Genomic DNA, 26,495 nt, shown 5'->3' with positions numbered 1-26,495 from the left:
TTGTCCTTTATAAAAAACCAACTAATTTACCTAAAACACCAATTACTACAGTTAAACCAATTAATTTAACCGGTGAAAAGTTACGTTTCATGAGTGAATAAACCATTAATGTAAATCCTAACGGTAATAGATTAGGCATTAATTTATCCAGTACATCGGTTTGTAGTGCAATATGTGCCTGTCCTGCATTAATTTCTAGTGGTGTGGCTAAATGTACATACGAGGCAACTAAAGCACCAATAACGGTCATGCCAACTATTGATGCAGCATGTGAAATACGTTTAGTGTGCGTTTTTAATAATGGTAAAGTGCTGATACCAGCCCGATAACCGTAGTGAGCAAGGCCAAAACGTAATCCAAAGTGTACCACGTTAAACATTAATAGAAAGATAATTGGTCCAAATAAGCTACCTTCTAATGCCAATGATGCCCCAATTCCTGCACAAATAGGTAATAATGTCAGCCAGAATAATGCGTCACCTATACCGCCTAAAGGCCCCATTAATGCAACTTTAACTGCTCGGATGGTTGAAATATTTTCTTTGCCTTTTTCCATGGCTAATACCAGTCCAGACAAGAATGTCGCATCAAAAGGGTGGACATTAATAAATTCCATATGCATATGCATTGAATTTTTTAAATCATCTTTATTTTGATGAATTTTTCGTAATGCAGGTAAAATTGTAAATAGCCAACCGCCCGCTTGCATACGTTCATAATTGAATGAAGCTTGTAATGCAAGTGATCGAAATGCCATACGATTGATATCACTCTTAGTTAATGTGATATTTTGGCTTTGATCACTGTAGGTATCGGTCGATACTTTGCTGGTAGCTAACGCTTGTTCCATACGCTTTTCTGCTTTTTGTGCCATTTGGCTTTCACTATCGTTATTAAATCCCATCTTCCACCTCCATTGAGCCGGCTGGCTTGTTACTTTGATTGTTATCACGGCTATAATTAAAGAAATCGATCATTGCAATGGCAAGTGCGCCTAATGCAATTGCCAAAATAGGTAATTTTAGAAATGTCACGCCAAGAAAACCGAGAATAAAATAAGCGATATAAGTTTTTTTCATCATAATTTTCATTAACATGGCAAAGCCAATTGCAGGCATCATACCACCGGCAATACTTAACCCATCAAGTAACCATTGTGGTGATTTTTTGACTAACTCAGTAGCTGCATCTGCACCAAAATAGATTGGTAAAAATGCGACAATAAAATAGAAACAAAATAATATAATCATTCCTAAGTAGTTGACCCATTCAATACCTTTGAAGTTGAGTTGATCGACAAATTTGTCGCATTTATGCATCATTGGTGAGTAGATAGTAAATAAAATAGTAATGCAACCTTGCACTGCAATAGCAAAAGGTACGGCAATTCCAATCGCTACTTTAGGATCGGCATGAGTTAAAACGGCAAATGTGGTACCAATTACACCACCAATGACCACATTTGGTGGTTGTGCACCGGCTAACGGTACCATCCCCATCCAGACCAATTCCAATGAACCGCCAACATATAAACCTGTTGTGACATCGCCCAAAATTAGACCGACCAAAGGACCAATAACAACCGGTCTATGTAAATGCGTGAGTCCATCAAACAGATCAACGCCAGCAATACCTGCTAATAGCCCAATTAATAACGCATCGATTAACATATAGTGCTCCCTGTTATTAACAAAAGTTGAGTAAATCTGAAATTTTTTCACCGGACTCATCGGGCACTCGGCGAATTTCGCAAGTGACACCCAATTGGTGAAGTTCTTTAAATGCGGCAATATCACTTTCGTCAACCGATACCGTTTTATGTATCTGTTTTTTCCCTTCTGAAAAATGCATATTACCGACATTGACAAATTTGATAGGTACGCCACCTTTTACTAGCGTAAGAACATCTTGTGGTGTTTTACAAACAATAAAAATTTTTTGACGATCGGCGGCTTTGCCGATGATGTCGATCGTTTTTTGCAAAGTAAAATAACGGGTTTGAATACCTTCAGCGATGACCATATCCATAAGGTTTTGTTGGACTGGATCTTGTGCAGCACTGTCATTGGCAACTAATAATAAATTAGCACCAAGTGCATTTACCCAAGTGACTCCGACTTGACCATGGACTAAACGATTATCTATGCGTGTCATTAGAATATTTGGCGTCCCCATACTGATTCCCTCCTTAGTGGTTTGATATAAAATAATTACCGTTTAGACTCGATTAAATGGATAAATAGTCACACCTTTTACAACCCTATTTACTTCACCAGTAGGACATGGATTGTCGGGCGTTAAGCCACAGCTTAATGATTTTTCAAAAGCGAGCATTTGGGCAAAAACAAGATAAGGGAAGAGTAGCCAACAATCAGCCAGATCACTATCAATCGATAAGACATTTGGGGTGTTATTGTTTTTGCCACTAAGGGCTAGAACATCGGTAGCGATATGATCGTGAACTAATTCATTAAATAAATCGTTATCATATTTGTGTATATAGGCATCATTCGAACATAAACAAATAACTAGACTTTGTTTATCTACCATAAATTTAGGACCATGGCGAAGCCCTAGTATTGAGTCAAAACGGCTGGCTATTTTGCCGGCTGTTAGTTCTAAAATTTTTAATGCTGATTCTTGAGCAAGTCCGGTAAAACAGCTACTACCCACATAGATCACTCGTTGATGTGATTTTGCTGCTAATTGTTTAGTAATATCTTGCCAGCTTATCAATTTTTGCTCTGCTATATCAGCAATTTTATTAACAGCATTGAGAGTTGTTTGGTTATCAAAATGACCAAAAATTAGTAATGTTGCTAGCATCATGCTGCTAATACTCGATGTCATAGCAAAGCTTAAATCATTGGTACCTTCTGGCATAATGAGCTCAAAAATTCGTTTGCTATTGTTGGCGTTAGCTGCATATTGGGTTAAAGCACTATTCGGATTACAAGTTATAAAAAGGTGATAACAATCTGCCACTAATTGGTCTGCAAGTTGAACTGTTGCCACACTTTCAGGACTGTTTCCTGAACGCGCAAAGGATATGATTAAGGTTTTTTTATTAGGACGTAGGTATTGTAGTGGATCTGCGACAATTTCGGTTGTGCCATAGGCAAAAAAGTTGCGGTGGGTATGCTCACGAAGCCAAGGGGCAAGCGCAACACCACCAAAAGCAGATGAACCAGCGCCAGTTAAAATGATATCTGAATTGGCATCAGCCAGTATAGGTTGCAAAAATTGTTGTAGTTCAGGTTGTTTTTGCTGAATTAGTTCAAGAACTTCGCGCCAAATTTGTGGTTGTTGCCAAATTTCTTTAGCGGTATGTTGTGCATTACGTTGTGTTAACCAATCTAGTGAATAATTAAAGTATTGTTGCATAATAAGAACCCTGTTTAGTGATTAATTTGTTTTGATAAAAATAAAGTCGTTTATGAATCTGCAATAACGACATTGATGCCTAATGTATGTAATTGCGTTAAGTAGTCTTTTGGAATTTTTGAATCAGTAATTAGCGTATTAATACAATTGATCTTTTCGATCAGACAAAAACTTTTACGTCCAAATTTGGTCGAATCAGTAATAGCAATAATGTCGCTTGATACTTGACACATGATTCGATTAACAACAGCTTCAGCAAAATTAGGTGTTGTGATCCCAGCATTTAAGTCAAATCCATCAACGCCTAAAAAGAGCTTATTGAAGTGAAACATTTTTAGTTGCTCTTCAACAGTAGGGCCTGAAATCGAGTAGGCTTTTTTTCTAATATTGCCACCAGCAATAATCACATCAATATCGGTATTGGTTGATAAGTCGTAAGCAATATTGATAGCGTTGGTAAAAACAATTAAGTTTTGTTTTTTATATAAATATGGCACCATTGCTGCTGTTGTCGAGCCAGAATCAAGGATAATACGATCGCCATCTTGCACTAGCTCAGCAGCTTTTTGGGCTATTTTATTTTTTATGTTTGAATTGATGCGGCTTTTATCTAACAATGGTTTATCAAAGGCAAAAGCCTTATTTAATATAGCACCACCATAACAGCGTAATACGCAGCCTTTATCTTCTAAATGACGTAAATCATTACGAATAGTCACTGTTGATACTTTAAATAATTTACTCAACTTATTAACCGAAACTGTATTTTGGTTATCAAGTAAATGAATTATTTTTTCTCGGCGTTGTAGTGTGGTCATCATTTCATCATTCATAACACGTTCATTCACATTGCTTTCATTGAGTTATTAAATTTAAACACACGAAAGACAATGAAAATGATAGATAAGTCACAAAATGCTTTTATGAAAATAACGGTAAATATTACTTTCTTTTTTAAATTAAACGAAAGGAGTGGGAAAATAGGAGAAAACAAAAAATAGAATATTATCAGTAAATTTAGTCTGTTAGGTAATTCTTGATAAGAAGTAAAAGAAAACAATTTGACCAATTTACAAAATAGTCGATTTCGATTAGCGAAGTGATCTTGATCACAAGTTTTATCTTTTCATATAAATATGAATGTTTTTAACAGCGGGTATTTGTGGTTATTTAGATTGTGGATGGTTTATGTAAAACTATTTTGTTATTACAAATATTGTATCTTGGTTAAAAGGATAATGCGGTGACTTTATTTTTTTATATCTATTAGGGACTTTTTTCTCATTTCAAATTGTAAGCACTTGATGTTTAGGTTTTTATTGTTTTAGTCATAATTTTAAATAGGGATATGTGCTGCAAAATACCCTAACATTCTAACGCAACATCAAGGACAAAGTTGTCTTTAATCCTCCTTTATGTGTTATCCCGAATTAGAGAGTAGTACTAAATATTTTTATACTTAAACACATAAGGTTCCTTAAAATTTCTGTCAGAAACTTATTTTGCAATTTTCTCGTTTTTGATGCAATTGGTTCATTGACCGTTTTATTGAAGCGATTATGTTTGAATTTTATCAATTAAATCACATGACATTACGAAAAATAAGTGATTTAGGAAAGAAGATGAAAAAAGTAATTATTGCATTGTTAATTGTCACCTTTCTTGCTGGTTGCTCAACTACTCCGACTTTATTGAGTGAAGCTAAGTATACCCCAAAAGAGAGAATTTTAGGATTTGACAATAGAGTCGATAATTATGCCAATTTGGTATTAATAAGAGATAAAGGCTTTGTCGGTAGTGGCTGTTATATTAATGTATTCATTAATGGTAACGAGGCAGCAAAGCTAGAAACAAAAGAGTATGTTTCATTGTATGCACCTAGTGGAAACATTTTAGTTGGCGCATCAATACAAGGAAAGGGATTGTGTAGTTTCAATGCACCTCGTCGTGAACGTGAATTTACCCTTAACAATGGTGAAAAAAAAGTGTTCCGTTTGTTTATAGATCAAAATGGCAATACAGATATCTTGCCAACGACTATATATTAATCTGTTGACCAGAATATAGTACAAAAAGCATGTTATTATTGTCGTATTTGAATTGAGATTTAAGCGGGGGACAGATCATCCCCCTTTGGGTTAACACGTTATCACCAAAATTAACAATATCTAAATCACATAGAATAAACAGTACCCTATTTTGTAAAAACGTTAAGAAAATAAATGCGTTTCAGTATAAAATTTTAGTGTATTTTAACTAATAATCTTTTATCTGGTTTACATTTTCAATACCTGTTTTCTTTCTAACATGATTAATCACCATCATGACGACAAAAGCAATAATGGTCAGATAGATAATAAACATGCCATATGTTGCTAACATATCAATTAATGAACGTCCTCGCATGGCAAAATCTCGGAAAAAGCGAAAAAGCCACACTAAAGGAAAGGCATGACTGATATAATAAGCCCATATTGGCATGATACCTACGGCCATGGTTGATCCCCCCATAATAAATCCAGGTGGTACCAAAAAGATCATACGACTAGCTCCTTCACCTGGGTTGTTGGTGTTCCAAGATAGCAATAAACCTAACCAGCCAAAAGCAAGTCCTGTCATAAAAATACTCGGTACAAAAGCAAAATAATTACCATCAAAGCGTAATTGTCCAAATATTACTAATATAGCCGTAATCAAGGTTAGCCCTGTTGTATAAAATAGTGCATAAGGTATTGTTCTTGCCAATAATGGCATAAAACCTCGTTCTAACACCGTTTGCCACATGCCTGTTACTTTTAGGCGACCGATGATCATTAACGATGTTAAACCATAAGTTAAAGAAGAAAAAAAGTAGACAAAATAAATAATGGTCGATATGGTCGAAGAACTTGCTGGGTTAAACATATACCGTGTTTTGATTTGCATTGGTGATAATGCTGCCTCGGTGCCTTCACGACCTAATCCTAACGCAGAAACACGACTAACACTTAGCTCCGCACCTGATTCAGGTATATATTCATTCAGACTTTGTAACACTTTCGCATTTTGCGCGTCATTGGTGTCATCGGCAAAATAACCTAAACGAACGGTCTGATCACCTTTTTTTAAACTTTTTTCTAAGCCTTTAGGAATATATAACACCCCCAAATTACGATCGTGTGACACTAGGGTAATCGGATTAACCGGTGATCTTATCACTTCAGCAACTTGGATATAAGGTGAAGTGTTCACTTTACTAATTAATTCAGTAGAATATTTAGAACCATCAAGATCAATTACCGCAATTTTACCTTCAAACACGGCTCCATGACTAAGAACGAGCGAAAAAATGAGTGCAACAATTGCCGCTAAACCGATCGCTACTTTATAATAAGGTATAAAGTGACCGGACAGCATAGCATCAAGCTCTTCAAGCATAGATTTAATCATGTTTTGCATTATCGATCGACCTCTAATGTCATACCCGTTAATAAGTGTGGGATAGGATCAACATAAATTCTAACTTGATAAGATGTTAAGTCGGCTTGTCCTCTTTCTCGAGTCATGCGTAAATCAGCAAAAGACGGCGCTGCAGTCGCAAATCTAACCTTGCCTTTAACTGTTTTATCAAGCGCAATTACATTAGCACTTACGCTAGTACCTGGTTGGAAATCGTTAACCATCTTTTCATTGACATAAATATCAACATATTGACGATCAGTTTCTAACAGCACTGCTGGTGCGCCAGTAGGAACTAATTCCCCTTCTTCATACATCAGTTTTAAGACTTTTCCATCTTCTGGCGCGGTAAGGGTTAATCGTTGATAATTGATCTCAAGTTGTTTTAATTCTGCTTGTGATTGTGCTAATTGTGCACGCAATTGTGCTAATTGATTTTGACGATTTTCAATATTATGACGCGCATTAATAATCGATTGTAAAGTCATGCCGGTAGCATTTTTAGTTTGAGCAAATTGTTTTATTTGATCTGGTGTTGCACCGACCATTAATGTAGCTAATTGACTTTGTAATTGGATAACACTCATCTTAGTTGAAATATAAGTATTACGCGTACTATCTAATTGCGATTGTGATGCACCACCCGTTTTACGAAGTTGGGTGTGGCGATCATATTCTGTATTTGCAAAATCTCTTGCTGAAATTGCCGCATCAATATTGGCTTGTGTTGATTCAATATTTCGCCACGTTGATACTTCTGATAGATTAGTTTCATCTTCAGCAATTTTTATTGCGGCCTGTTCTTGATTAATTGCCGCTTCTTGACCTGCTATTACTGCTTTAAGTTGATCAATAGCAAGCTGTGTATCGGTATCTTCCAGTACCATTAAAACATCACCTTTTTTCACATGTTGTGATTCTTGGACGGTACGTTTTAACAATTTACCACTAACATTTTGGAAAGCGACATTAATTTCATCAGCAGTGAGTACACCTGATTTAATGCTTTTGGCAACCGATACAGCGTCGTTTCGAGAACCAAAATAAATTAATGTTGATCCTAATAAAAGCAGTAGTAAAAATATAACGGGGATTTTAATATTTTTTGGCATATTCATTATAGCTTATTTTCCATTTATTTAGTCAGCTAAGTATTAAGATAAAGTAATATGACTTTAAGGTAATAAAGTCGTTTATTTTCGTAATAATTTACGTAACATCTGTATTAAAGATTCTTGTTCTTGGCTATCTAAAACTTGAGCAAAAGCCCGGATAGCTTTGAGATGATTGGGTAATGCGTTATGAATAAGTTTAATGCCAGCATCAGTTAAAGCGATCAGACGTGTACGACCATCTTCTCCACTTTTGCTCATTGATATTAAAGGGCTTGATGCTGCAAGCATTCGCTTGACCATAATTGAAACGGTTGCCGGTGTTACGCCTATTCGCAATGCTAAATCGCTGGCATTAGTTTCGCCTTCAGAATAGAGCGACATTAATAATGCAAACTTGCCTTCAGATACACCATAATCTTTGGTTAACTGTGCATAAATATTTGCTCGAATTAAATCGGCTGTGGTGATCAAGCTTAATACTAGATCCACACCCGAAACGTCAACAACATCATCATTAAATCTTTGCGCTCGTGCTAAAGTTTCACGAGATGGTAGCATTCTTGAATTGTAATTCAATTATCATTACTCAATTTATTTAGTCGGCTAATTATACAAATTTCACTACAATTATCAATTAATTTTTTACACGCTTTTTAGTGTCAAATATTAGCAAGTTTTGTTAAATAATTAGATTTTACGGATAAGATCTCACCGCAAGTATGTGCTTACTTCACTTAACATAATTCTTTAGTTAGGATTATGTGGATTTTAAGTAAAACATCTTGCAGTTAAAATCTAAATTATTGTGTTCGTTTGTGTATCGATTGATGGCAATTCCCTCTATTTGTTCAGAGGGTTTATGGTTTTAAATAGCACTTATAAATCAAGTTGGCGTATCCACATCATCCCAATCAGCATTTTCAAAATTGGTTAGCCAGTTTAATGCGTAATGGCGTTCGTAAATCACACCGCCGTTAATTGATGCAGGAAGCGCCTTATCCTCACGCCCGTATTCTCTTGTTAACCAATGTAAACGATAATGTAAATCTAAAGCATCCAATATTTCACTCACTGGTCTTAAATTGACAGACTGATTTGGTTGTTGGTTATAGTTCATTGCTTGATTAACTAAATCAGATGAATCACATACAGTATCCGCAAAAGGTAACTGAGATTGCCACTCAATTGCCCATTGTAAAGCTAATAAAGCTTCATATCGCCAAGACTTATTGATTACATCTTTTTGTTCTGGTTGCTTGCTGTGGATAAACGCTCGTTCATTATCGGATAGAGCAGCATAACCGATCGGGCAACGCTGTTTAAACTCATCAGGATCGATGGGGTCGTTTTCATAAAAGCCTTCTGCTTGAATGCAACATATCATCAAAGCTAAAGCTCGATGGGCTATCTCGTCAGGCGATCTTAATACTACTTCAGATTCAGCAACGACAGGCGGTAAACTGGTGGGAACGTTTATACCAAGTTCTTTTAAATATTGTTCTGTTTTTGCTTTACGTTGTTTTGCATCTAAAGGATAAGGCATGGTGGCATTTTTATCAAACTTACCATAAGGATCTTGCAACACATCGCCGTCAGGGTTACGAATAGTATTGTCATATAGATAAATAATTACGTTAGCTCGCCAGCCCCAATCGGCGAACTGATCAAATTTATCTTCGTCAATTTCAATACTAAACAGATGTCGTACTCTTTGTATATGACGATATAAAGCATAACGACGAGAATTCATCTCTCCGTCTCCTGCGTTCATCACAAAACCGATAAAATCATCAAGGTGATCGGGAAGTTCAGATGATTCTAAGCTTAGTTGATTAAGTAGTTTACACGGAAAATCAATAGCAGGTGGATTGGTGAGGGTTGAGTAAGCAGTAATTAATGTAGACATTTTAAACTGACCTTATCTTAAATTTCATGTATATAGAAGTATAAAATTTATCATAATAAAAATAAGTTTTTTATCAACTAATTAATTAATTTATATTAATTAATAAAAGGGAACATTTTATTTATGCAACGAGGTTAAGTCATACTTGGCTTTTTTATTGAATTTACTGTTTACAATATAAACAACCTGCTATTATTTTTCTGACTTTAAAATTTAGTTTTGTTAGAGACCTTTGATGTCTACTTTTTACGTATTTTACTGACAATTTAATAACGAATATCTTGATATCATCTAATTGATGATACGGTATTTTATTTAATGTCATTGTGGTTAAAATTTGATAGTTTTCAGCTTAATTAATCACGGATTAAGCTTATCGGTAAATATACTGCATATTCTTGTTATCTGATTAGAGTAAGTAAAAAAGTGAAACTAAGCTATTTCACTTGAAAACCAAGAGCGGTTATAATTGATACATGACAGCGTAGCTTTATTTTTACCGCGTTAAGACTCAATAGTATTTGATAATAAATATCGTAAAAGAAATAATCATTTATCGTTATTCTAAGTTGAAAAGTGTATGCCTCTGATCTTTTTTGTAACTTTTTGCGATCTTTTAGAAATCAGAGCTTGCAACAAGGATAAATTTTGCGTAAAATTCACGCCCTATAAGATTAATCAATGCAGACATATATTTTAAATCAAGTAATCGTCTGCTTTTTATTGCGGAGTTAAGTATGTACGCAGTTTTCCAAAGTGGTGGTAAGCAACACCGAGTTAGCGAAGGACAAGTCGTTCGCTTGGAAAAAATTGAAGTCGAAACCGGCGCAGAAGTTGTTTTCGATAAAGTTTTAATGGTAGCAAATGGTGAAGACATCAAAGTTGGTGCTCCGTTTGTTGAAGGTGCAACAATTAAAGCAGAAATTGTTGAACACGGTCGTGGTGACAAGGTAAAAATTGTTAAATTCCGTCGTCGTAAACACTATCGTAAACAACAAGGTCACCGTCAGTGGTTCACTGATGTGAAGATCACTGCAATCGCTTAATAGGAGTATCGAACAATGGCACATAAGAAGGCTGGTGGTTCATCACGTAACGGTCGTGATTCCCAAAGTAAACGTTTAGGTGTTAAACGTTATGGTAGTCAAGAAGTTCTTGCTGGTAATATTTTAGTTCGTCAGCGTGGAACGCAATTTCACCCAGGTACTAATGTAGGTTGTGGTCGTGACCATACCTTATTTGCTTTAATTGACGGACAAGTAAAGTTCGAAGTTAAAGGTCCTAAAAACCGTCGGTATGTTAGTGTCGTTGCTAACAGCTAATTAGAAACGGTTTAAAAAAATTATAGAAGCCTCACAGTTATTGTGGGGCTTTTTTCATTTCTTAAATTTTATATAATATTATCTATTATGATAAAACAGCAAAATGTAAAATTAGGTTTTGCATTAGCCATGTTAACGGCAGTTATGTGGGGCATAGTGCCAATTGCAATGAAATATGCATTAGCCGTTGTTGATCCATTGACTTTAGCGTGGTCTCGGCTAGGGATGTCTGCGATTGGAATTACGATATGGCTTGCTTATAAAAAGCAATTTCCTAATTTAATTATGTTTAAAAAACGTCGCCGTTTTATCTTATTAATGATTGCTGGGTTTGGTTTGCTCGGTAATTTTGCGTTATTTGCTAGCGCTGTTCAATATCTGTCGGCGACAACTGCGCAAGTTGTTGGCCAAACCGGTATTGTGATATTTATGATAGCAAGTGCTTTTATCTTTAAAGAAAGATTAAGACCAACCCAAATTATTGGTATTTTGGTATTGTTAACTGGTTTAGTACTATTTTTTAATAAAAATATTGCTGACCTTTTTTCTAATATGTCTACTTATGGTATTGGTGTTTGGCTGGGCTTGCTTGCATCTGTTTCGTGGGCCAGTTATGCTCTTGCGCAAAAGGTATTATTACGTAAATTGCGCGCAGAACAATTACTTTGGTTAATTTATCTAATTTGTACTGTATTTTTATGGCCACTTGCTTCGCCAAGTAAAATTGCTCATGCTGATGCAACACAATTATTTGCCATTATTTTTTGTGGTTTAAATACTATTATCGCTTATGGCGCATTAGTGATGGCTATGGAGCGTTGGCAGGCTGCTCAAGTTAGTGCTATAACAACACTCACACCGTTGTTTTCATTGATCTTCTCTGATTTATTTGCATTAATTTGGCCAGAAAAGTTTGCCATGCAATATTTAAATATTTTAGGTTATATTGGCGCAATATCGGTTGTTGCCGGGGCGATGTTTGCAACAATTGGACACCATATTTGGCAACCAAGAAAAGGTTTGCTGATTAACCGAAAAAAAGAGGAAAATTTATGAAATTTGTTGATGAAGCTACAATTCGAGTTGAAGCCGGAGATGGTGGCAATGGTTGTGTAGGTTTTCGTCGGGAAAAGTATATACCTAAAGGTGGTCCAGATGGTGGTGATGGTGGTGATGGTGGTGATGTGTTTTTTGTTGCCGATGAAAACTTGAACACCTTGGTTGATTTTCAGTTTGAAAAAAATTATCGCGCAGAGCGCGGACAAAATGGGCAAGGTTCTGATTGTACGGGTAAACGTGGTAAAGATATTACCGTTAAAGTGCCTGTTGGAACACGAATTACCGATAAATATACTGGTGAAATAATTGGTGATTTAACTCATCATCAACAAAAAGTCTTAGTTGCCAAAGGTGGCTTTCATGGCTTGGGAAATGCTCGTTTCAAATCGTCAGTTAACCGCGCGCCAAGGCAGAAAACCGATGGTACGCCGGGTGAAAAGCGAGATGTTTTATTAGAGTTATTATTACTTGCTGATGTGGGAATGCTTGGTTTACCTAATGCGGGTAAATCAACGTTTATTCGTTCAGTATCGGCAGCTAAGCCTAAAGTTGCAGATTATCCTTTTACAACATTAGTACCGAGTTTAGGTGTGGTTAGAATGGATAACGAACAAAGCTTTGTGGTTGCTGATATACCTGGGTTGATTGAAGGTGCTGCTGAAGGGGCAGGGCTTGGAATTCGCTTTTTAAAACATCTTGAACGATGCCGGGTATTAGTCCATTTAGTTGATATTGCACCGATTGATGGTACTGATCCTGTTGAAAATGCAAAAGTGATCATTCAAGAACTCCATCAATATAGTGAAAAACTCGCCAGTAAACCACGCTGGTTAGTGTTTAATAAAATGGACGTATTAGGTGAAGAAGAAAGCGCTAAACGAGCAGCCGAAATCGCGAAAGCACTTAATTGGGATGATAAATATTATTTGATTTCTGCGGTCAATCATGAAGGTGTAAAATCTTTGTGTTGGGATCTGATGGAATATATGAATGCTCACCCACGAGAAATTGAACAAGAAGAAAACTCACCAGAAAAAGTTGAATTTATGTGGGATGATTATCATCAACAAGCTATGGACGATGCTTTTGATGACGATGATGATTTTGACGACTGGGATGAAAGTGATGAGGAAGGCGTCGAATTTATTTACCAAAAATAGATGTTCATATGCATTTTTTATTCTTTACAAAATTTAATCTCTTACAAAAAAGCAGGGTTATGTTCTGCTTTTTTAACTGTTTTTTCTAAATATTCTTTATTGTCAAAATTAAAAACCATTGAGTTTGAAAGTTTTTTTACCCTTTTTTTGAAAAAAGTCAAAAATAATGCTTGATTTTAGTAATGAGAATTATTATCATTAATCTGTACTTTGTTAGAGCGTCGCAAGACTTCTGAAAAAGTATGACATTGCTCACATTGCTTCCAATGTTTGCCAGCCTAGCACTAACTAAGCTGGCTTTTTTCATTTATCACTAAGCTAAATCCGTTTTTTGTATAACTAATAAGCCACTTATTATTGTGCGCTATTGCATTTACTCCATTAACCAACAAAGCCAAATTTTACAATAATGTATTAAATTCTAATACACTATTTAAAAATATCATCTATAAATGTTGTGACATCGTTAAATAGAGATCAAAAAATTCTATATAATAATGAATAATGCTATTTTTAATTAGACCCAAGGCTATAGACTTTTTAGGATATGAGTTTTATTAGTTTTATAAAAATAGCGTTGAATCAACGATATACAATCATTATGCTCAATTCAAATAATTGTTGGGATAGAATTAGCAATATCTATTGATTAATTATATCAAATAAAATCAATAATGCTGCACTGCCGCCAAATTCTTTGGGGGCTTGATGAAAACAGATTATATGCGGATGCTGGGCTAACCACATTGGTGTTTGTTTTTTTAAAATATTCTTACCATGACCATACATAATACAAGCGCAGTGTGCCCCTTCTTTTAAGCAGGCTGCGATAAGGGCTGCTATTTCCTTTTTTGCCTCTTGTTGGGTTAAACCATGCAAATCTAAAAAAAATTCGGGATCGTAAAAACCTCGTCGTAATTTCTTAAGTTCAAATGGATCGGCATTTTCTCGTATATAACGAATTGGGTCATCTTGTAATAGTGGTTGATAGGTGTCAGAAAAATAGAACTCAGCATGACCTTTTTCATGTTGAAGTTTTTGTGTTTCCATTATTTTTTGTGACCGTTTTTGCGGTTGATGAATGACAGTATCTTGTTTTAATTGTTTAGTATGACCAATACTACTTTTAAATAAGTTTATATCTTCGTCATCCAATGTATATTTATTTGTCATTGATTATCACTCAGGGTAGATTTTTTCTTTAAATTCACATAAATCTTCAATAACACAAGAGCCACATCTTGGTTTTCTAGCAATACAAGTATATCGACCATGTAAAATCAGCCAGTGATGGCAGTTTAGTTTGTACGCTTTAGGTACAACTTTTAACAGTTTTTCTTCGACTTGCTCTACGTTTTTACCGGGTGCAAAACCAGTCCGGTTACATACACGAAAAATATGGGTATCAACAGCAATTGTAGGCCAACCAAAAGCTGTGTTAAGTACTACATTAGCGGTTTTCCTGCCAACTCCTGGCAGTTCAATTAATGAATCAAAATTTTCTGGCACTTGACCTTGATATTTATTGACTAATATCTGGCAAGTTTTAATGATATTTTCGGCTTTACTATTATATAAACCGATGGTGCGGATATAACTTTTCAACTTATCAACACCCAGTGCTAATATTTGCTCAGCCGTGTTAGCAACAGCAAATAGCGGTTTGGTTGCTTTATTAACACTAACGTCAGTTGCTTGAGCAGATAATACAACAGCAATAAGTAATTCAAAGGGTGTTTGATATACTAGTTCTGTTGTAGGATCTTTAATATGTTCTTTCAGTCTTTCTAGAATCTGAATTCGAGTTGATTGTTTCACAAACTAATTATAATCAAAAATAGTGGAATGTTGGGTTAATATTATATACTTTATTTGGACTTTATCGGTAAGTTAAATTGCGTTATTTAAAATAAATATAAGCAATACTATATGACTATTAGCCAATAGTATAATGTTTATAACGGTTTGCTATTGATTTTTTATTGATTCAAATACCTAAATAGCCTGCTTTTTAGCATCGTCTTTTTATGATAAGCTACCCCACTATTTCAATTTCATAATACAAGGTTTTTTATAAAAATGTCGTTACCAATGATTGTCACCTTTAGTGTGTACATTTTAGGGATGATTGCGATCGGTTTTTTTGCGTTTCGTGCAACGCAAAACTTTGGTGATTATATTCTCGGTGGGCGTCGTATCGGTAGTGTTGTGACAGCACTTTCAGCCGGTGCTTCTGATATGAGTGGCTGGTTGTTAATGGGGCTTCCCGGTGCCGTTTTTTTATTCGGTATATCTCAGAGTTGGATTGCTATTGGTTTGATAATCGGTGCTTATCTAAATTGGTTACTCATTGCTGGCAGGTTACGTGTTTTTACCGAAATTAACCATAATTCTTTAACATTACCAGACTATTTTGCTCGACGATTTGATGATAAGAGCTCTTTACTTCGTATTATTTCGGCAGTAATTATTCTGATCTTTTTTACCATTTATTGTGCTTCTGGTGTCGTTGCTGGCGCAAAATTATTCGAAAGTACATTTGGTATGAGCTATGGTTGGGCAATGTTAGCTGGCGCTGGTGCGACTATTGCCTATACTTTTATTGGGGGTTTTTTAGCGGTGAGCTGGACCGATACGATTCAAGCTAGTTTAATGATGTTTGCCCTGATTTTAACCCCAATTATGGTTATAGCTAATGCAGGTGGTTTTAATGATGCTATTGTTCATATTGAATCACTTAATCCCGATTATATAAATATCTTTGCCCATATGGACTTTATCTCTATTATCTCTTTATTAGGATGGGGATTAGGTTATTTTGGTCAACCGCATATTTTAGCAAGGTTTATGGCTGCTGATTCACATGAGGTAATGAAAAATGCTCGTCGAATTAGTATGACATGGATGATTTTATGTTTAGTCGGTGCCATTACGGTTGGTTTTTTTGGAATCGCCTATTTTGCTAATAATCCAGGTTTAGCTTACTTAATTAATAATGGTAAGCATGAACGTATTTTTATTGAGCTATCAAAATTACTGTTTAATCCTTGGATTGCTGGTATTTTACTTGCTGCAATCTTAGCTGCAGTAATGAGCACGTTAAGTTGTCAGCTACTTGTTTGCTCAAGTGCTTTAACCGAAGATTTTTACCGTGCCTTTTTAAGACCAAACGCTAAACAGCGCGAACTTGTTTGGGTGGGGCGTATTATGGTGCTATTGGTTTCGGTTATCGCTATTTTATTAGCAATAAACCCTAATAACAGTGTACTTGATTTAGTTAGTCATGCTTGGGCAGGATTTGGCGCAGCTTTTGGACCAATTATTGTTTTTTCTGTATTTTGGTCAAGAATGACACGTAATGGTGCATTAGCGGGAATGGTGATTGGTGCAATAACCGTGTTGCTTTGGATCAATTTTAATTGGTTTAACCTTTACTCACTTATTCCTGGATTTTTATTTGCATCTATTGCCATTGTGATTGTTAGTTTATGCGATAACAGACCTAACGAAGTTGTGGCAGACCATTTTAAACAGGCGTATAAACGTTTTCATAATAAAGCAGAATAAAATTTTTATTTAAAGTAAACTCTAAACGTAACAAAATATAATAGGTAAATATCATGACAAAAAATGTGATCAAACAACTGCAAGAGCGTGGACTGATTGCTCAGCTTACTGATGAAAAAGCACTGGTAGAACTCATAGAACAACATCCCATTGCGCTTTATTGTGGTTTTGATCCTACTGCCGATAGTTTGCATCTTGGTCATTTAGTTCCTTTACTTTGTTTAAAACGCTTTCAATTAGCTGGCCATAAACCGATAGCTTTGGTCGGTGGCGCAACGGGTTTAATTGGTGACCCGAGTTTTAAAGCCGTTGAACGTAAACTCAATACAGAAGAAACAGTTGTTGAATGGAGTCAAAAAATTAAACAACAAGTGTCACCATTTTTAGATTTTAATTGTGGTGAAAATGCCGCCATTGTTGCCAACAACTATGATTGGTTTAGTGGTATGAATGTGCTCACTTTTTTACGTGATGTTGGTAAGTATTTTTCAGTCAATGCTATGATTAATAAAGAATCAGTGAAGCAACGTATTGACCGCGATGAGCAAGGAATTTCATTTACTGAGTTTTCTTATAGTCTATTACAATCTTATGATTTTGCGTGCTTAAATAAATCTCACAGTGTCGTATTACAAATTGGTGGTTCAGATCAATGGGGAAATATTACCGCAGGTATTGATTTAACCCGCCGTTTACATCAAAAACAGGTATATGGCTTAACTGTGCCATTAATCACAAAATCTGACGGAACTAAATTTGGTAAAACAGAAAGTGGTGCTGTTTGGCTTGATCCGAAAAAGACTAGTCCATATAAATTCTATCAATTTTGGATTAATACGGCTGATGCTGATGTATATCGCTTCTTAAAATTCTTCACTTTCATGCCATTAAGTGAAATTGATGCACTGGAAGAAGAAGATAAAAATAGTGGCGTTGCACCAAGGGCTCAATATGTATTGGCAGAAGAAGTGACTCGATTAGTGCATGGTGAAGAGGGGCTAATTGCCGCGAAACGTATTACCGAAAGTCTTTTTTCAGGAAAATTAAGTGATTTATCGCAAGCTGATTTTGAACAGTTAGCGCAAGATGGTATGCCAACACTATCAATTGAAAGTGATGCTGATTTACAACAAGCAATCGTTAATGCACAGTTTGCACCTTCTCGAGGTCAGGCCAGAACCATGATAGAATCAAATGCCATTTCGGTAAATGGAGAACGTAACTCAACAATTGATTACCGTTTTACTGATAGCGATAAACTGTTTAATCGTTATACTTTACTGCGTCGTGGTAAAAAATATTACTGTTTGTTAATTTGGGGATAATCGAGTGAAAAATATTTTATCGATCCAGTCACATGTGGTATTTGGTCATGCTGGTAATAGTGCGGCTGTATTTCCTATGCGTCGTATTGGTGTAAATGTATGGCCTTTAAATACCGTACAATTTTCTAATCATACACAATATCAACAATGGACTGGAACGGTAATGCCAGCATCGCACTTAACTGAGATTGTTGATGGAATTAATCAAATTCATGAATTAAAGCGGTGTGATGCAGTTTTAAGTGGATATATGGGTTCGCCAGAACAAGGCAATGCAATTATTGAGGTTGTTAAAAAGGTCAAAACGGTCAACCCAAATGCGATTTATTTTTGCGATCCTGTGATGGGACATCCTGAAAAAGGTTGTGTTGTTGCGCCCGGTGTTGCTGAGTTTTTATGTAATACCGCTTTATCTGTTGCTGACATGATGGCGCCTAACATTCTCGAATTAGAAGAGCTAAATGATAAACAACACATTAGTAATGTTGATGAAGCAGTTATTGCTTGCCGAAAAATTTGTAATAAAGGTCCTAAAGTTATTTTAGTCAAACATTTAAGTCGAGCAGGCTATAACAAAGATAATTTTGAAATGTTACTAGTTACACAACATGAAGCTTGGCACATAAGCCGTCCATTAGTTGATTTTGGTGTTAAACAACCGGTTGGTGTTGGTGATATGACAAGTGGATTATTTTTGGCGAATATATTACTTGGAAAATCGCTTGTTGAGGCATTAGAACATACCACTGCTGCGGTATATGCAGTGATGCTTGAAACTTTAAAACAACACGAATATGAATTACAATTAGTTGCAGCACAAAATGAAATTGAAAAACCAACTCATTGGTTTCGTGCAAAAAAAATTGATTAATTATTAAAATATGTAAAAATAAAACTAAATTGCGTTTAACAAAATAAATGAGGGGATAATGGATACTATATCATTAGGAGAAAAACTTTCAGATTTAAGGGAAAAAATGGGGTTAACTCAAGATGATATCGCCAATAAAATCCATGTCCGCAAAACGATTATTGAAGATATTGAAACCGGACAAATAATTACAACCCCCCTCGTATTTGTTAAAGGGTATATTCGTTCTTATGCTGAGCTTGTTGGTTTATCCGCTCAAGAGTATCAACCTTATATTGATCAGCTATCTGAGCAATATCCTTCCCAACAAAAGAGTAATTATCAATGTAATTATAAGCGTAAACGCGGAAAAGGAATCTGGTTTATGATTATTTTTGTCATTTTATGTGCATTAGGTATCACTCTATATTGTGTTAATAAAGCAAATAAAAGTAATTTTGTTGAAGTTAGCCATTATATTTCTCCCTCGACGTCTAACCATGTTAATAGTTAGCAAATTTTGTTATTCTCATACAGACTTTTGCTTTAAATCTTGTTAAGATTACTGGCTAGTTATTTTGTAATATAATTAGGCAGGTTATGAGTCATCAAGATTCACCGATTATTAGACGAGAATCTACAAGGATTTATGTTGGCAACGTACCTATAGGTGGTGGTGCGCCTATAGCAGTTCAATCGATGACCAATACTCGTACAACTGATGTTGCCAAAACAGTTGCTCAAATACAAGCACTTGAACGCGTAGGTGTTGATATTGTGCGAGTATCAGTTCCAACTATGGATGCAGCTGAAGCGTTTAAATATATTAAACAACAGGCTAAAGTTCCACTCATAGCTGATATTCATTTTGACTATCGTATTGCTTTAAAAGTTGCTGAATATGGTGTGGATTGTTTAAGAATTAATCCCGGTAATATTGGTAATGAAACCCGAATTCGCTCGGTTGTTGATTGTGCAAAAGATAAAAACATTCCGATAAGAATTGGTGTTAACTCGGGTTCTTTAGAAAAAGATATTCAAGAAAAATATGGCGAACCGACACCTCAAGCAATTGTTGAATCGGCGATGCGGCATGTGGATATACTCGACCGGCTTGGTTTTGAACAATTTAAAGTAAGCGTTAAAGCATCGGACGTTTTTACTGCGGTAGATGCTTATCGATTATTAGCGAAGCAAATTAAGCAACCCTTACATTTAGGTATAACTGAAGCGGGGGGCGTGCGTAGTGGTGCGGTAAAATCGGCAATAGGGTTAGGTTTACTTCTGTCTGAAGGTATTGGTGATACGCTTCGTGTATCGTTAGCGGCAGACCCGACTGAAGAAGTTAAAGTCGGATTTGATATTTTAAAATCGTTACGTATACGCGCAAGAGGCATCAATTTTATTGCATGCCCTACCTGTTCAAGACAAGAGTTTGATGTAATTAACACTGTAAATATATTAGAGCAACGATTAGAAGATATTATTACTCCAATGGATGTCTCTATTATTGGATGTGTTGTCAATGGCCCTGGTGAGGCACTTGCGTCGACAATGGGCGTTGCTGGTGGACATAATAAAAGTGGCTTTTATGAAGATGGTGTGCGTATAGGTCGAATTGATAACGAAAAAATGATTGATGAATTAGAATCCAAAATTCGAGCCAAAGCCTCGATTTTGAAAAACCGAATTGTAGCAACTGAATTATAATTTTATTTAATAGCGAATAAACGAATGGCAGAGAAAAAAATCCAATCAATACGGGGAATGAATGATTTACTCCCAGCAGATAGTGCAAGTTGGCAACAGATAGAAAAAATTGTCAAAGGTGTTTTAAATAGCTATGGCTATAATGAAATAAGAACCCCCATTGTTGAAGATACAGCACTCTTCAAAAGAGCCGTAGGTGAAGTAACTGATATTGTTGAAAAAGAGATGTATACTTTCAACGATCGTAATGATGAAAGTATTACCTTACGTCCAGAAATAACGGCTGGTTGTGTACGTGCAGGTATTGAGCATGGGCTGTTTTATAACCAAGAACAGCGCCTTTGGTATTTAGGTCCTGCTTTTCGCTATGAAAAACCGCAAAAAGGACGATATCGTCAATTTCATCAATTTGGTGTTGAAGTATTTGGACTTGAAGGTCCCAATATTGACGCTGAACTGATATTGTTAACTGCACGCTTTTGGAAAGCCTTAGGTATTGAAAAACATACTTCTTTAGAATTAAATTCAATCGGTTCACTTGAGGCAAGAGCGAATTATCGAAAAGCTTTAGTTGACTTTCTTGAGCAACATAAAGATAAATTGGATGAAGACTGTTTACGTAGAATGTATACTAATCCACTAAGAGTCCTTGATTCAAAAAATCCAGTAGTACAAGAGTTGCTTAACCAAGCGCCAAAATTATTTGATTATTTAGATGACGATTCTAAGCAGCATTTTGAAGGCTTATGTCGATTGTTAGATAATGCAGGAATAAAATACAATATTAATCAAAGATTAGTTCGCGGCTTAGATTACTATAATCGTACTGTTTTTGAATGGGTAACAAGTAGTTTAGGTGCGCAAGGGACTGTTTGTGGTGGCGGTCGTTATGATGGACTGGTTAGCCAACTCGGTGGGCAACCTACGCCAGCAGTAGGATTTGCGATGGGGCTTGAACGTTTAGTATTATTAGTTCAGGCGGTAAATCCATCATTTACGCAAGAAAACGCGATTGATATCTATATGATTTCATCAGGCGATGAAAAAACGATTTCAGCGGCACAATGTATTGCAGAACAATTACGCGATGGATTACCTAACAAACGAATTGTGACTAATTATGGATCAAGTAATTTTAAGAAACAATTTGCGAAAGCAGATAAATTAGGTGCTAAAATAGCCGTCATTATTGGCGAAAATGAAATTGCAAACCAAACAGTTACGATTAAAAATTTGAAAACAGGTGAACAAATTGAAGTTGCAAAGGCCAACATTGTTCAAACTTGTTTAGCAATAGAATAAGGAAAATAGGAGAAAAAAGTGAGTCATCAATTAACGAGTGAAGAACAATTTTCGATGATAAAAGAATTTCTTGCTAAGACATGGAAAATTATTGTAGCAGTTATCGTAATTGGATTATTAGGCTTTTATGGATGGCGTTACTGGCAATCTTATAAAGTGAATCAATCGATAGAATCATCAGATCGATATGAGCAATTAATTAAAAAGTTAGATGAGACAAAATCCGATTCTGTCAATGAATTAGTTGCCTTTGCTAAAGATAATGATACTGTTTATAGTGTGTTTGCTAATTTACGTGCAGCTAAGTTTTATGTTGATGTATTAAAAGATTATGCTGGCGCGCAAACATTGCTAACTGATTCGCTGAAAAAGACTGATGCAGAACCGATAAAATCGCTCATTTATGTTCGTATTGCTCGCTTACAAAATCAGCAAGGTCAATATCAAGATAGCTTAAATTCGTTAACGAATATCACTGAAAAAAGTTGGGCGCCAATTGTTAACGATCTGCGTGGTGATATATTAGTCAAATTAGAGCGTTACAGTGATGCAGTTGATGCATATAATCTCGCTTTAACTTCGGGACCAACTAAAGAGTTAGAAACAAATATCAAAATGAAGTTAAATCAAGCTGAATATTTAAAAGCTAAACAACAAGTTGAACAAGAAGAACAAGCTAAAACTGAGCAGAAAGCTCAGACACAACAAGCAACAACAGAACAAAATAAAAATTAATTTATCCTGCTATAAGGGTCTTTAAAATGAAGTTATCAAAATGTTTTTTTACCGGTGTTTTAATGTTCTCACTTGCTGGATGCTCGTTATTTGGTGGTGAAGAAGATGTGGTTCAAATTTCACCATCACCGACAGTCAACAATCAATTTCCTATTCAACAAATTTGGCGAAATAGTACATCAGGTAATACGCAAATTTACTCTTTATTAGGGCCGATCAATTATGATAATGCTATTTATGTAGCGAGTCGTAGTGGTCAGGTAAAAGCCCTTGATTTATCAAGCGGTAATACGATTTGGGATATCAATTTATCACAAAGTACCTTATTTAGCAGTAAAACAGCTTTATTTTCTGGTGGCGTAAGTGCAGATGATAATTATGTATATGTAGGCAGTGAACGAGCAGTTGTTTATGCTTTAGAACGCAATAGTGGTAAAGTGGTCTGGGAAAAACCTGTGAAAGGTGAAGTCTTAGCGCGCCCTGTATCTTCAGAAGATAAATTAATCATACATACTGCTAACGGTGTACTACAAGGACTTAATCGTAACACTGGCGATGAATTATGGGATGTGTCTTTTGATGTTCCTGCTTTATCTTTAAGGGGGAATTCAACACCAACTATAGCTCATGGTGCTGCAATTGTCGGTGATGATAATGGACGTGTTGATGCTTACTTTATTAAAGATGGACAACTTATTTGGCAGCAGCGTATTTCGCAGCCAACAGGTTCAACTGAAATTGCAAAATTGAACGATGTTGATTCCACACCAGTTGTTGAAGGCAATCTTGTTTATGCTGTAGGGTATAATGGTAATGTTGCTGCATTAGATTTAAGTAATGGTCAAGTTGTATGGAAAAAACAAATTGGCTCAACGCACAGTTTTGCAGTTGATTCTCATCAACTATTTGTTGTTGATCAAGATGACAATATCCAAGCTATCACTAAAAATGGTGGGGCTGTCGATTGGACTCAATCCAGTCTTTTACATCGTCAATTAACCGATCCTGTTGTGTATCAAAATTATATTGTTGTGGGTGATTTTGAGGGTTATTTGTATTGGCTAAATAAAGACAATGGTGAAATTGTTGCTAAAACACAAGTAAGTAGTAGTGGATTAATCTCCCGACCATTAGTTGTGGACAATAAATTAATTGTCCAAGCAAAAAATGGTGATATTTACGCATTTACAAAAAATTAAGGTAATTAGATAAACATGATACCTGTAGTAGCACTAGTTGGTCGTCCGAATGTTGGAAAGTCGACTTTATTTAATCGCTTAACTCGGACTCGAGACGCCTTAGTCGCTGATTTTCCAGGATTAACTCGTGATCGTAAATATGGCCGAGCTGAGATCAAAGGTCATGAATATATCGTGATTGATACCGGCGGTATCGATGGCACAGAAGAAGGGGTTGAAAGCTTTATGGCTGAACAATCCCTACAAGCAATTGAAGAAGCCGATATTGTGCTTTTTCTGGTCGATGCTAGATCGGGTGTTATGCCTGCTGATCATGCTATTGCCAAGCATTTACGCTCACGTCAAAAAGCGACTTTTTTAGTTGCTAACAAAATTGATGGTATTGATGTCGATACTGCTGTTTCTGACTTTTATGGCTTAGGATTAGGTGAAATTCACCCCGTCGCGGCTAGTCATGGTCGTGGCGTAACCTCATTAATCGAAACTGTCTTAGATCCAATTTTTCAATTTGAATCAGAAGAAGCAACTGAAGTTAGTGTTCACAATGAACTAGATGATTTACCTGAATCATACGATGATTTAGGTGATGAAACCGAATCATTGATTAATCAGCCAATTAAAGTAGCTATTGTTGGTCGTCCAAATGTTGGTAAGTCAACACTAACAAATCGTATTCTAGGTGAAGAGCGCGTTGTCGTGTATGACATGCCCGGCACCACTCGTGATAGTATTTATATCCCTATGACCCGTGATGAGCGCGAATATGTTGTGATAGATACTGCTGGTGTTCGTAAGCGTGGCAAGGTGACAGAAACCGTTGAAAAATTTTCTGTTATTAAAACACTACAAGCTATTGAAGATGCCAATGTTGTGATTTTAGTCATTGATGCTAGAGAGGGTATATCTGATCAGGATTTATCACTCCTTGGCTTTATTATTAATAGTGGGCGCTCACTTGTTATTGCGGTGAATAAATGGGATGGCTTATCGCAAGATATTAAAGAACAAGTGAAAACTACGCTAGATGATAGACTGGATTTTATCGATTTTGCACGTGTTCATTTTATTTCTGCTCTCCATGGCAGTGGTGTTGGCAACTTGTTTGATTCAATTCAAGAAGCCTATGATTGTGCAACACGACGAGTTAACACTGCATTATTAACTAAAATTATGCAGATGGCTCAAGATGATCATCAACCACCTTTAGTTAAAGGGCGCAGAGTTAAATTAAAATATGCTCATGCGGGAGGATATAATCCACCGATCGTTGTGATTCATGGTAATCAAGTTGAAGAGTTACCTGATTCATATAAGCGCTACTTGATGAATTATTTTAGACGCTCATTGAAAATTATGGGATCACCTATTCGTATTCAGTTTAAAGAAGGTGCTAATCCATTTGAAGGCAGAAAAAATAGTTTAACCGCATCTCAACAACGTAAACGCCGTCGATTGATGAAACATGTTAGGGGGCGAAAGTAGTTTATGTCAGAGCAAGTTAGTATAGATGGTAAAGAGGGTTTTTGTCCTAAATGCCATTGTAAAATGCAAGTTGTTTCACCTCAACACTATGTCTGTTCTCATTGTAAGCAGCACTACCTTGAACAATACATTTGTCCCATTTGTCAGCAAAATGCTCAAATGATTAAAGGTTGTGGTGCAATTAATTATATTTGTCATACTGATGGTTTAATTGCTAGCAGTAAGGTGATATTTCACTATTTACCAGAGTAAAAAGACTTTATCTATATTAGAGTCATAAGAGGTTATTTTATGCGAATTATTTTATTAGGTGCGCCAGGCGCTGGAAAAGGCACTCAAGCACAATTTATTATGCAAAAATATGGTATTCCCCAAATTTCAACAGGGGATATGTTACGTGCAGCAGTTAAATCGGGTAGTCCACTTGGTTTGCAGGCTAAAGAACTAATGGATGCCGGTAAGCTTGTTACTGATGAGCTGGTGATTGCGTTAGTTAAAGAGCGTATTGCGCAAAGTGATTGTGCTAATGGTTTTTTACTAGATGGTTTCCCTCGCACAGTACCGCAAGCTGATGCAATGAAAGCGGCAGATATTGACATAGATTATGTGCTTGAGTTCGATGTTCCTGATTCAGTAATCATTGACCGTATGAGTGGCAGACGAATTCATGCACCGTCAGGACGGGTTTATCATGTTCGCCATAATCCACCAAAAGTTGAGAATATTGACGATGTTACTGGTGAACCATTAACTATTCGTAAAGATGATCACGAAGATATCGTGCGTAAACGTCTTGTTGAATATCATCAATTAACTAAACCTTTAGTGAGTTATTATCAGCATGAAGCTAAACAAGGTCATACGCAATATTTCCGTATTGATGGAACGCAACCTGTGGCAGAGGTCACTAAAGAGTTAGCTAAAATTTTAGGATAATTACG

Annotated in this window: 27 protein-coding genes; 16 read left to right on the top strand and 11 right to left on the bottom strand. The window is 35.9% G+C overall.

Annotated features, from left to right (window positions below; translation table 11 throughout):
* Positions 1-7: 7 nt before the first annotated feature.
* The 5 genes from J3U57_RS08320 to agaR are packed head-to-tail and all read right to left on the bottom strand — an operon-like array spanning position 8 to position 4,205.
* A complete protein-coding gene (locus J3U57_RS08320) occupies positions 8-904 on the bottom strand; it encodes a PTS system mannose/fructose/sorbose family transporter subunit IID (protein ID WP_267333914.1) in 897 nt (298 codons plus the stop codon).
* Complete coding sequence (gene agaW, locus J3U57_RS08315; RefSeq protein WP_065634485.1) at positions 894-1,670, bottom strand: PTS N-acetylgalactosamine transporter subunit IIC; 777 nt, start codon at positions 1,668-1,670, stop codon at positions 894-896. The genes J3U57_RS08320 and agaW overlap by 11 nt, the downstream gene beginning before the upstream one ends.
* Positions 1,671-1,686: 16 nt before the next feature.
* The gene (agaV, locus tag J3U57_RS08310) at positions 1,687-2,175 is read right to left on the bottom strand and encodes a PTS N-acetylgalactosamine transporter subunit IIB (protein ID WP_267333913.1); all 489 of its coding nucleotides are present in this window, start codon (positions 2,173-2,175) and stop codon (positions 1,687-1,689) included.
* 42 nt (positions 2,176-2,217) lie between these two features.
* A complete protein-coding gene (locus tag J3U57_RS08305) occupies positions 2,218-3,384 on the bottom strand; it encodes an SIS domain-containing protein (RefSeq protein WP_267344412.1) in 1,167 nt (388 codons plus the stop codon).
* Positions 3,385-3,434: 50 nt separating this feature from the next.
* On the bottom strand, positions 3,435-4,205 hold the full coding sequence (gene agaR, locus J3U57_RS08300) for a transcriptional repressor AgaR (protein ID WP_416379600.1): 771 nt from the start codon (positions 4,203-4,205) through the stop codon (positions 3,435-3,437).
* A gap of 801 nt (positions 4,206-5,006) precedes the next feature.
* Between agaR and J3U57_RS08295 the strand changes: the two genes are divergently transcribed.
* Positions 5,007-5,432: a lipoprotein gene (locus J3U57_RS08295; protein WP_267344413.1), complete on the top strand. Its 426-nt coding sequence runs from the start codon at positions 5,007-5,009 to the stop codon at positions 5,430-5,432.
* A 208-nt stretch (positions 5,433-5,640) separates the two neighbouring features.
* On the opposite strand, the gene J3U57_RS08290 is transcribed toward J3U57_RS08295, so the two are convergent.
* The 4 genes from J3U57_RS08290 to J3U57_RS08275 form a co-directional block, all read right to left on the bottom strand.
* Positions 5,641-6,822 carry an ABC transporter permease gene (locus J3U57_RS08290; protein ID WP_267333909.1) on the bottom strand — a complete coding sequence of 394 codons (1,182 nt, stop codon included), beginning with the start codon at positions 6,820-6,822 and terminating at the stop codon, positions 5,641-5,643.
* Entirely contained in the window at positions 6,822-7,940 is a 1,119-nt protein-coding gene (locus J3U57_RS08285) for an HlyD family secretion protein (RefSeq protein WP_065634490.1), read from the bottom strand. Before J3U57_RS08285 ends, J3U57_RS08290 begins: the two co-directional genes overlap by 1 nt.
* A gap of 75 nt (positions 7,941-8,015) precedes the next feature.
* Positions 8,016-8,513 (bottom strand): MarR family winged helix-turn-helix transcriptional regulator, encoded by a 498-nt coding sequence (locus J3U57_RS08280; RefSeq protein WP_267333908.1) that lies wholly within the window; start codon positions 8,511-8,513, stop codon positions 8,016-8,018.
* Between the two features lie 307 nt (positions 8,514-8,820).
* The gene (locus tag J3U57_RS08275) at positions 8,821-9,843 is read right to left on the bottom strand and encodes a DUF4272 domain-containing protein (protein ID WP_267333907.1); all 1,023 of its coding nucleotides are present in this window, start codon (positions 9,841-9,843) and stop codon (positions 8,821-8,823) included.
* A gap of 737 nt (positions 9,844-10,580) precedes the next feature.
* Here J3U57_RS08275 and rplU point away from each other — a divergent pair.
* The 4 genes from rplU to cgtA all read left to right on the top strand — a co-directional run bounded on the left by rplU (position 10,581) and on the right by cgtA (position 13,384).
* On the top strand, positions 10,581-10,889 hold the full coding sequence (gene rplU, locus J3U57_RS08270) for a 50S ribosomal protein L21 (RefSeq protein ID WP_025314436.1): 309 nt from the start codon (positions 10,581-10,583) through the stop codon (positions 10,887-10,889).
* A 15-nt stretch (positions 10,890-10,904) separates the two neighbouring features.
* Positions 10,905-11,165, top strand: a complete 261-nt coding sequence (gene rpmA / locus J3U57_RS08265) for a 50S ribosomal protein L27 (protein ID WP_034915250.1) — start codon at positions 10,905-10,907, stop codon at positions 11,163-11,165.
* Between the two features lie 87 nt (positions 11,166-11,252).
* Positions 11,253-12,221: a DMT family transporter gene (locus tag J3U57_RS08260; RefSeq protein WP_267333906.1), complete on the top strand. Its 969-nt coding sequence runs from the start codon at positions 11,253-11,255 to the stop codon at positions 12,219-12,221.
* Entirely contained in the window at positions 12,218-13,384 is a 1,167-nt protein-coding gene (gene cgtA / locus J3U57_RS08255; protein ID WP_267344414.1) for an Obg family GTPase CgtA, read from the top strand. Before J3U57_RS08260 ends, cgtA begins: the two co-directional genes overlap by 4 nt.
* A gap of 642 nt (positions 13,385-14,026) precedes the next feature.
* Here the strand turns inward: cgtA and smrB are convergent.
* Positions 14,027-14,557: an endonuclease SmrB gene (gene smrB, locus J3U57_RS08250; protein WP_267333904.1), complete on the bottom strand. Its 531-nt coding sequence runs from the start codon at positions 14,555-14,557 to the stop codon at positions 14,027-14,029.
* A 6-nt stretch (positions 14,558-14,563) separates the two neighbouring features.
* Positions 14,564-15,202: an endonuclease III gene (gene nth / locus J3U57_RS08245; protein ID WP_065634495.1), complete on the bottom strand. Its 639-nt coding sequence runs from the start codon at positions 15,200-15,202 to the stop codon at positions 14,564-14,566.
* A 255-nt stretch (positions 15,203-15,457) separates the two neighbouring features.
* Here nth and putP point away from each other — a divergent pair, with 255 nt between their 5' ends.
* The 11 genes from putP (at position 15,458) to adk (ending at position 26,490) form a co-directional block, all read left to right on the top strand.
* Positions 15,458-16,951, top strand: coding sequence for a sodium/proline symporter PutP (putP, locus tag J3U57_RS08240; RefSeq protein ID WP_416379671.1), 1,494 nt, complete (start codon positions 15,458-15,460; stop codon positions 16,949-16,951).
* Between the two features lie 53 nt (positions 16,952-17,004).
* Entirely contained in the window at positions 17,005-18,276 is a 1,272-nt protein-coding gene (gene tyrS / locus J3U57_RS08235; protein ID WP_267344416.1) for a tyrosine--tRNA ligase, read from the top strand.
* A 4-nt stretch (positions 18,277-18,280) separates the two neighbouring features.
* The gene (gene pdxY, locus J3U57_RS08230; RefSeq protein ID WP_267333902.1) at positions 18,281-19,147 is read left to right on the top strand and encodes a pyridoxal kinase PdxY; all 867 of its coding nucleotides are present in this window, start codon (positions 18,281-18,283) and stop codon (positions 19,145-19,147) included.
* A gap of 58 nt (positions 19,148-19,205) precedes the next feature.
* Positions 19,206-19,640: a helix-turn-helix domain-containing protein gene (locus J3U57_RS08225; protein WP_065634499.1), complete on the top strand. Its 435-nt coding sequence runs from the start codon at positions 19,206-19,208 to the stop codon at positions 19,638-19,640.
* A gap of 86 nt (positions 19,641-19,726) precedes the next feature.
* Positions 19,727-20,836 (top strand): flavodoxin-dependent (E)-4-hydroxy-3-methylbut-2-enyl-diphosphate synthase, encoded by a 1,110-nt coding sequence (gene ispG, locus J3U57_RS08220; RefSeq protein WP_065634500.1) that lies wholly within the window; start codon positions 19,727-19,729, stop codon positions 20,834-20,836.
* A 24-nt stretch (positions 20,837-20,860) separates the two neighbouring features.
* A complete protein-coding gene (gene hisS, locus J3U57_RS08215; protein ID WP_267333900.1) occupies positions 20,861-22,138 on the top strand; it encodes a histidine--tRNA ligase in 1,278 nt (425 codons plus the stop codon).
* 18 nt (positions 22,139-22,156) lie between these two features.
* The gene (locus tag J3U57_RS08210; RefSeq protein WP_267333899.1) at positions 22,157-22,873 is read left to right on the top strand and encodes a YfgM family protein; all 717 of its coding nucleotides are present in this window, start codon (positions 22,157-22,159) and stop codon (positions 22,871-22,873) included.
* A gap of 26 nt (positions 22,874-22,899) precedes the next feature.
* Entirely contained in the window at positions 22,900-24,072 is a 1,173-nt protein-coding gene (gene bamB / locus J3U57_RS08205) for an outer membrane protein assembly factor BamB (protein WP_267333898.1), read from the top strand.
* Between the two features lie 15 nt (positions 24,073-24,087).
* Complete coding sequence (gene der / locus J3U57_RS08200; protein WP_267344417.1) at positions 24,088-25,554, top strand: ribosome biogenesis GTPase Der; 1,467 nt, start codon at positions 24,088-24,090, stop codon at positions 25,552-25,554.
* A gap of 3 nt (positions 25,555-25,557) precedes the next feature.
* Entirely contained in the window at positions 25,558-25,806 is a 249-nt protein-coding gene (locus tag J3U57_RS08195; RefSeq protein WP_267333896.1) for a zinc-ribbon domain-containing protein, read from the top strand.
* Between the two features lie 39 nt (positions 25,807-25,845).
* Positions 25,846-26,490 carry an adenylate kinase gene (adk, locus tag J3U57_RS08190; protein ID WP_267333895.1) on the top strand — a complete coding sequence of 215 codons (645 nt, stop codon included), beginning with the start codon at positions 25,846-25,848 and terminating at the stop codon, positions 26,488-26,490.
* The last annotated feature ends 5 nt before the right edge of the window (positions 26,491-26,495 follow it).

The organism is Gilliamella sp. B3464 (assembly GCF_026536145.1).
In the GTDB taxonomy this organism is placed as follows: Bacteria; Pseudomonadota; Gammaproteobacteria; order Enterobacterales; family Orbaceae; genus Gilliamella.
Note: the sequence above shows the minus strand (reverse complement) of the source record. Positions and strands in the feature narration are given on the sequence as shown.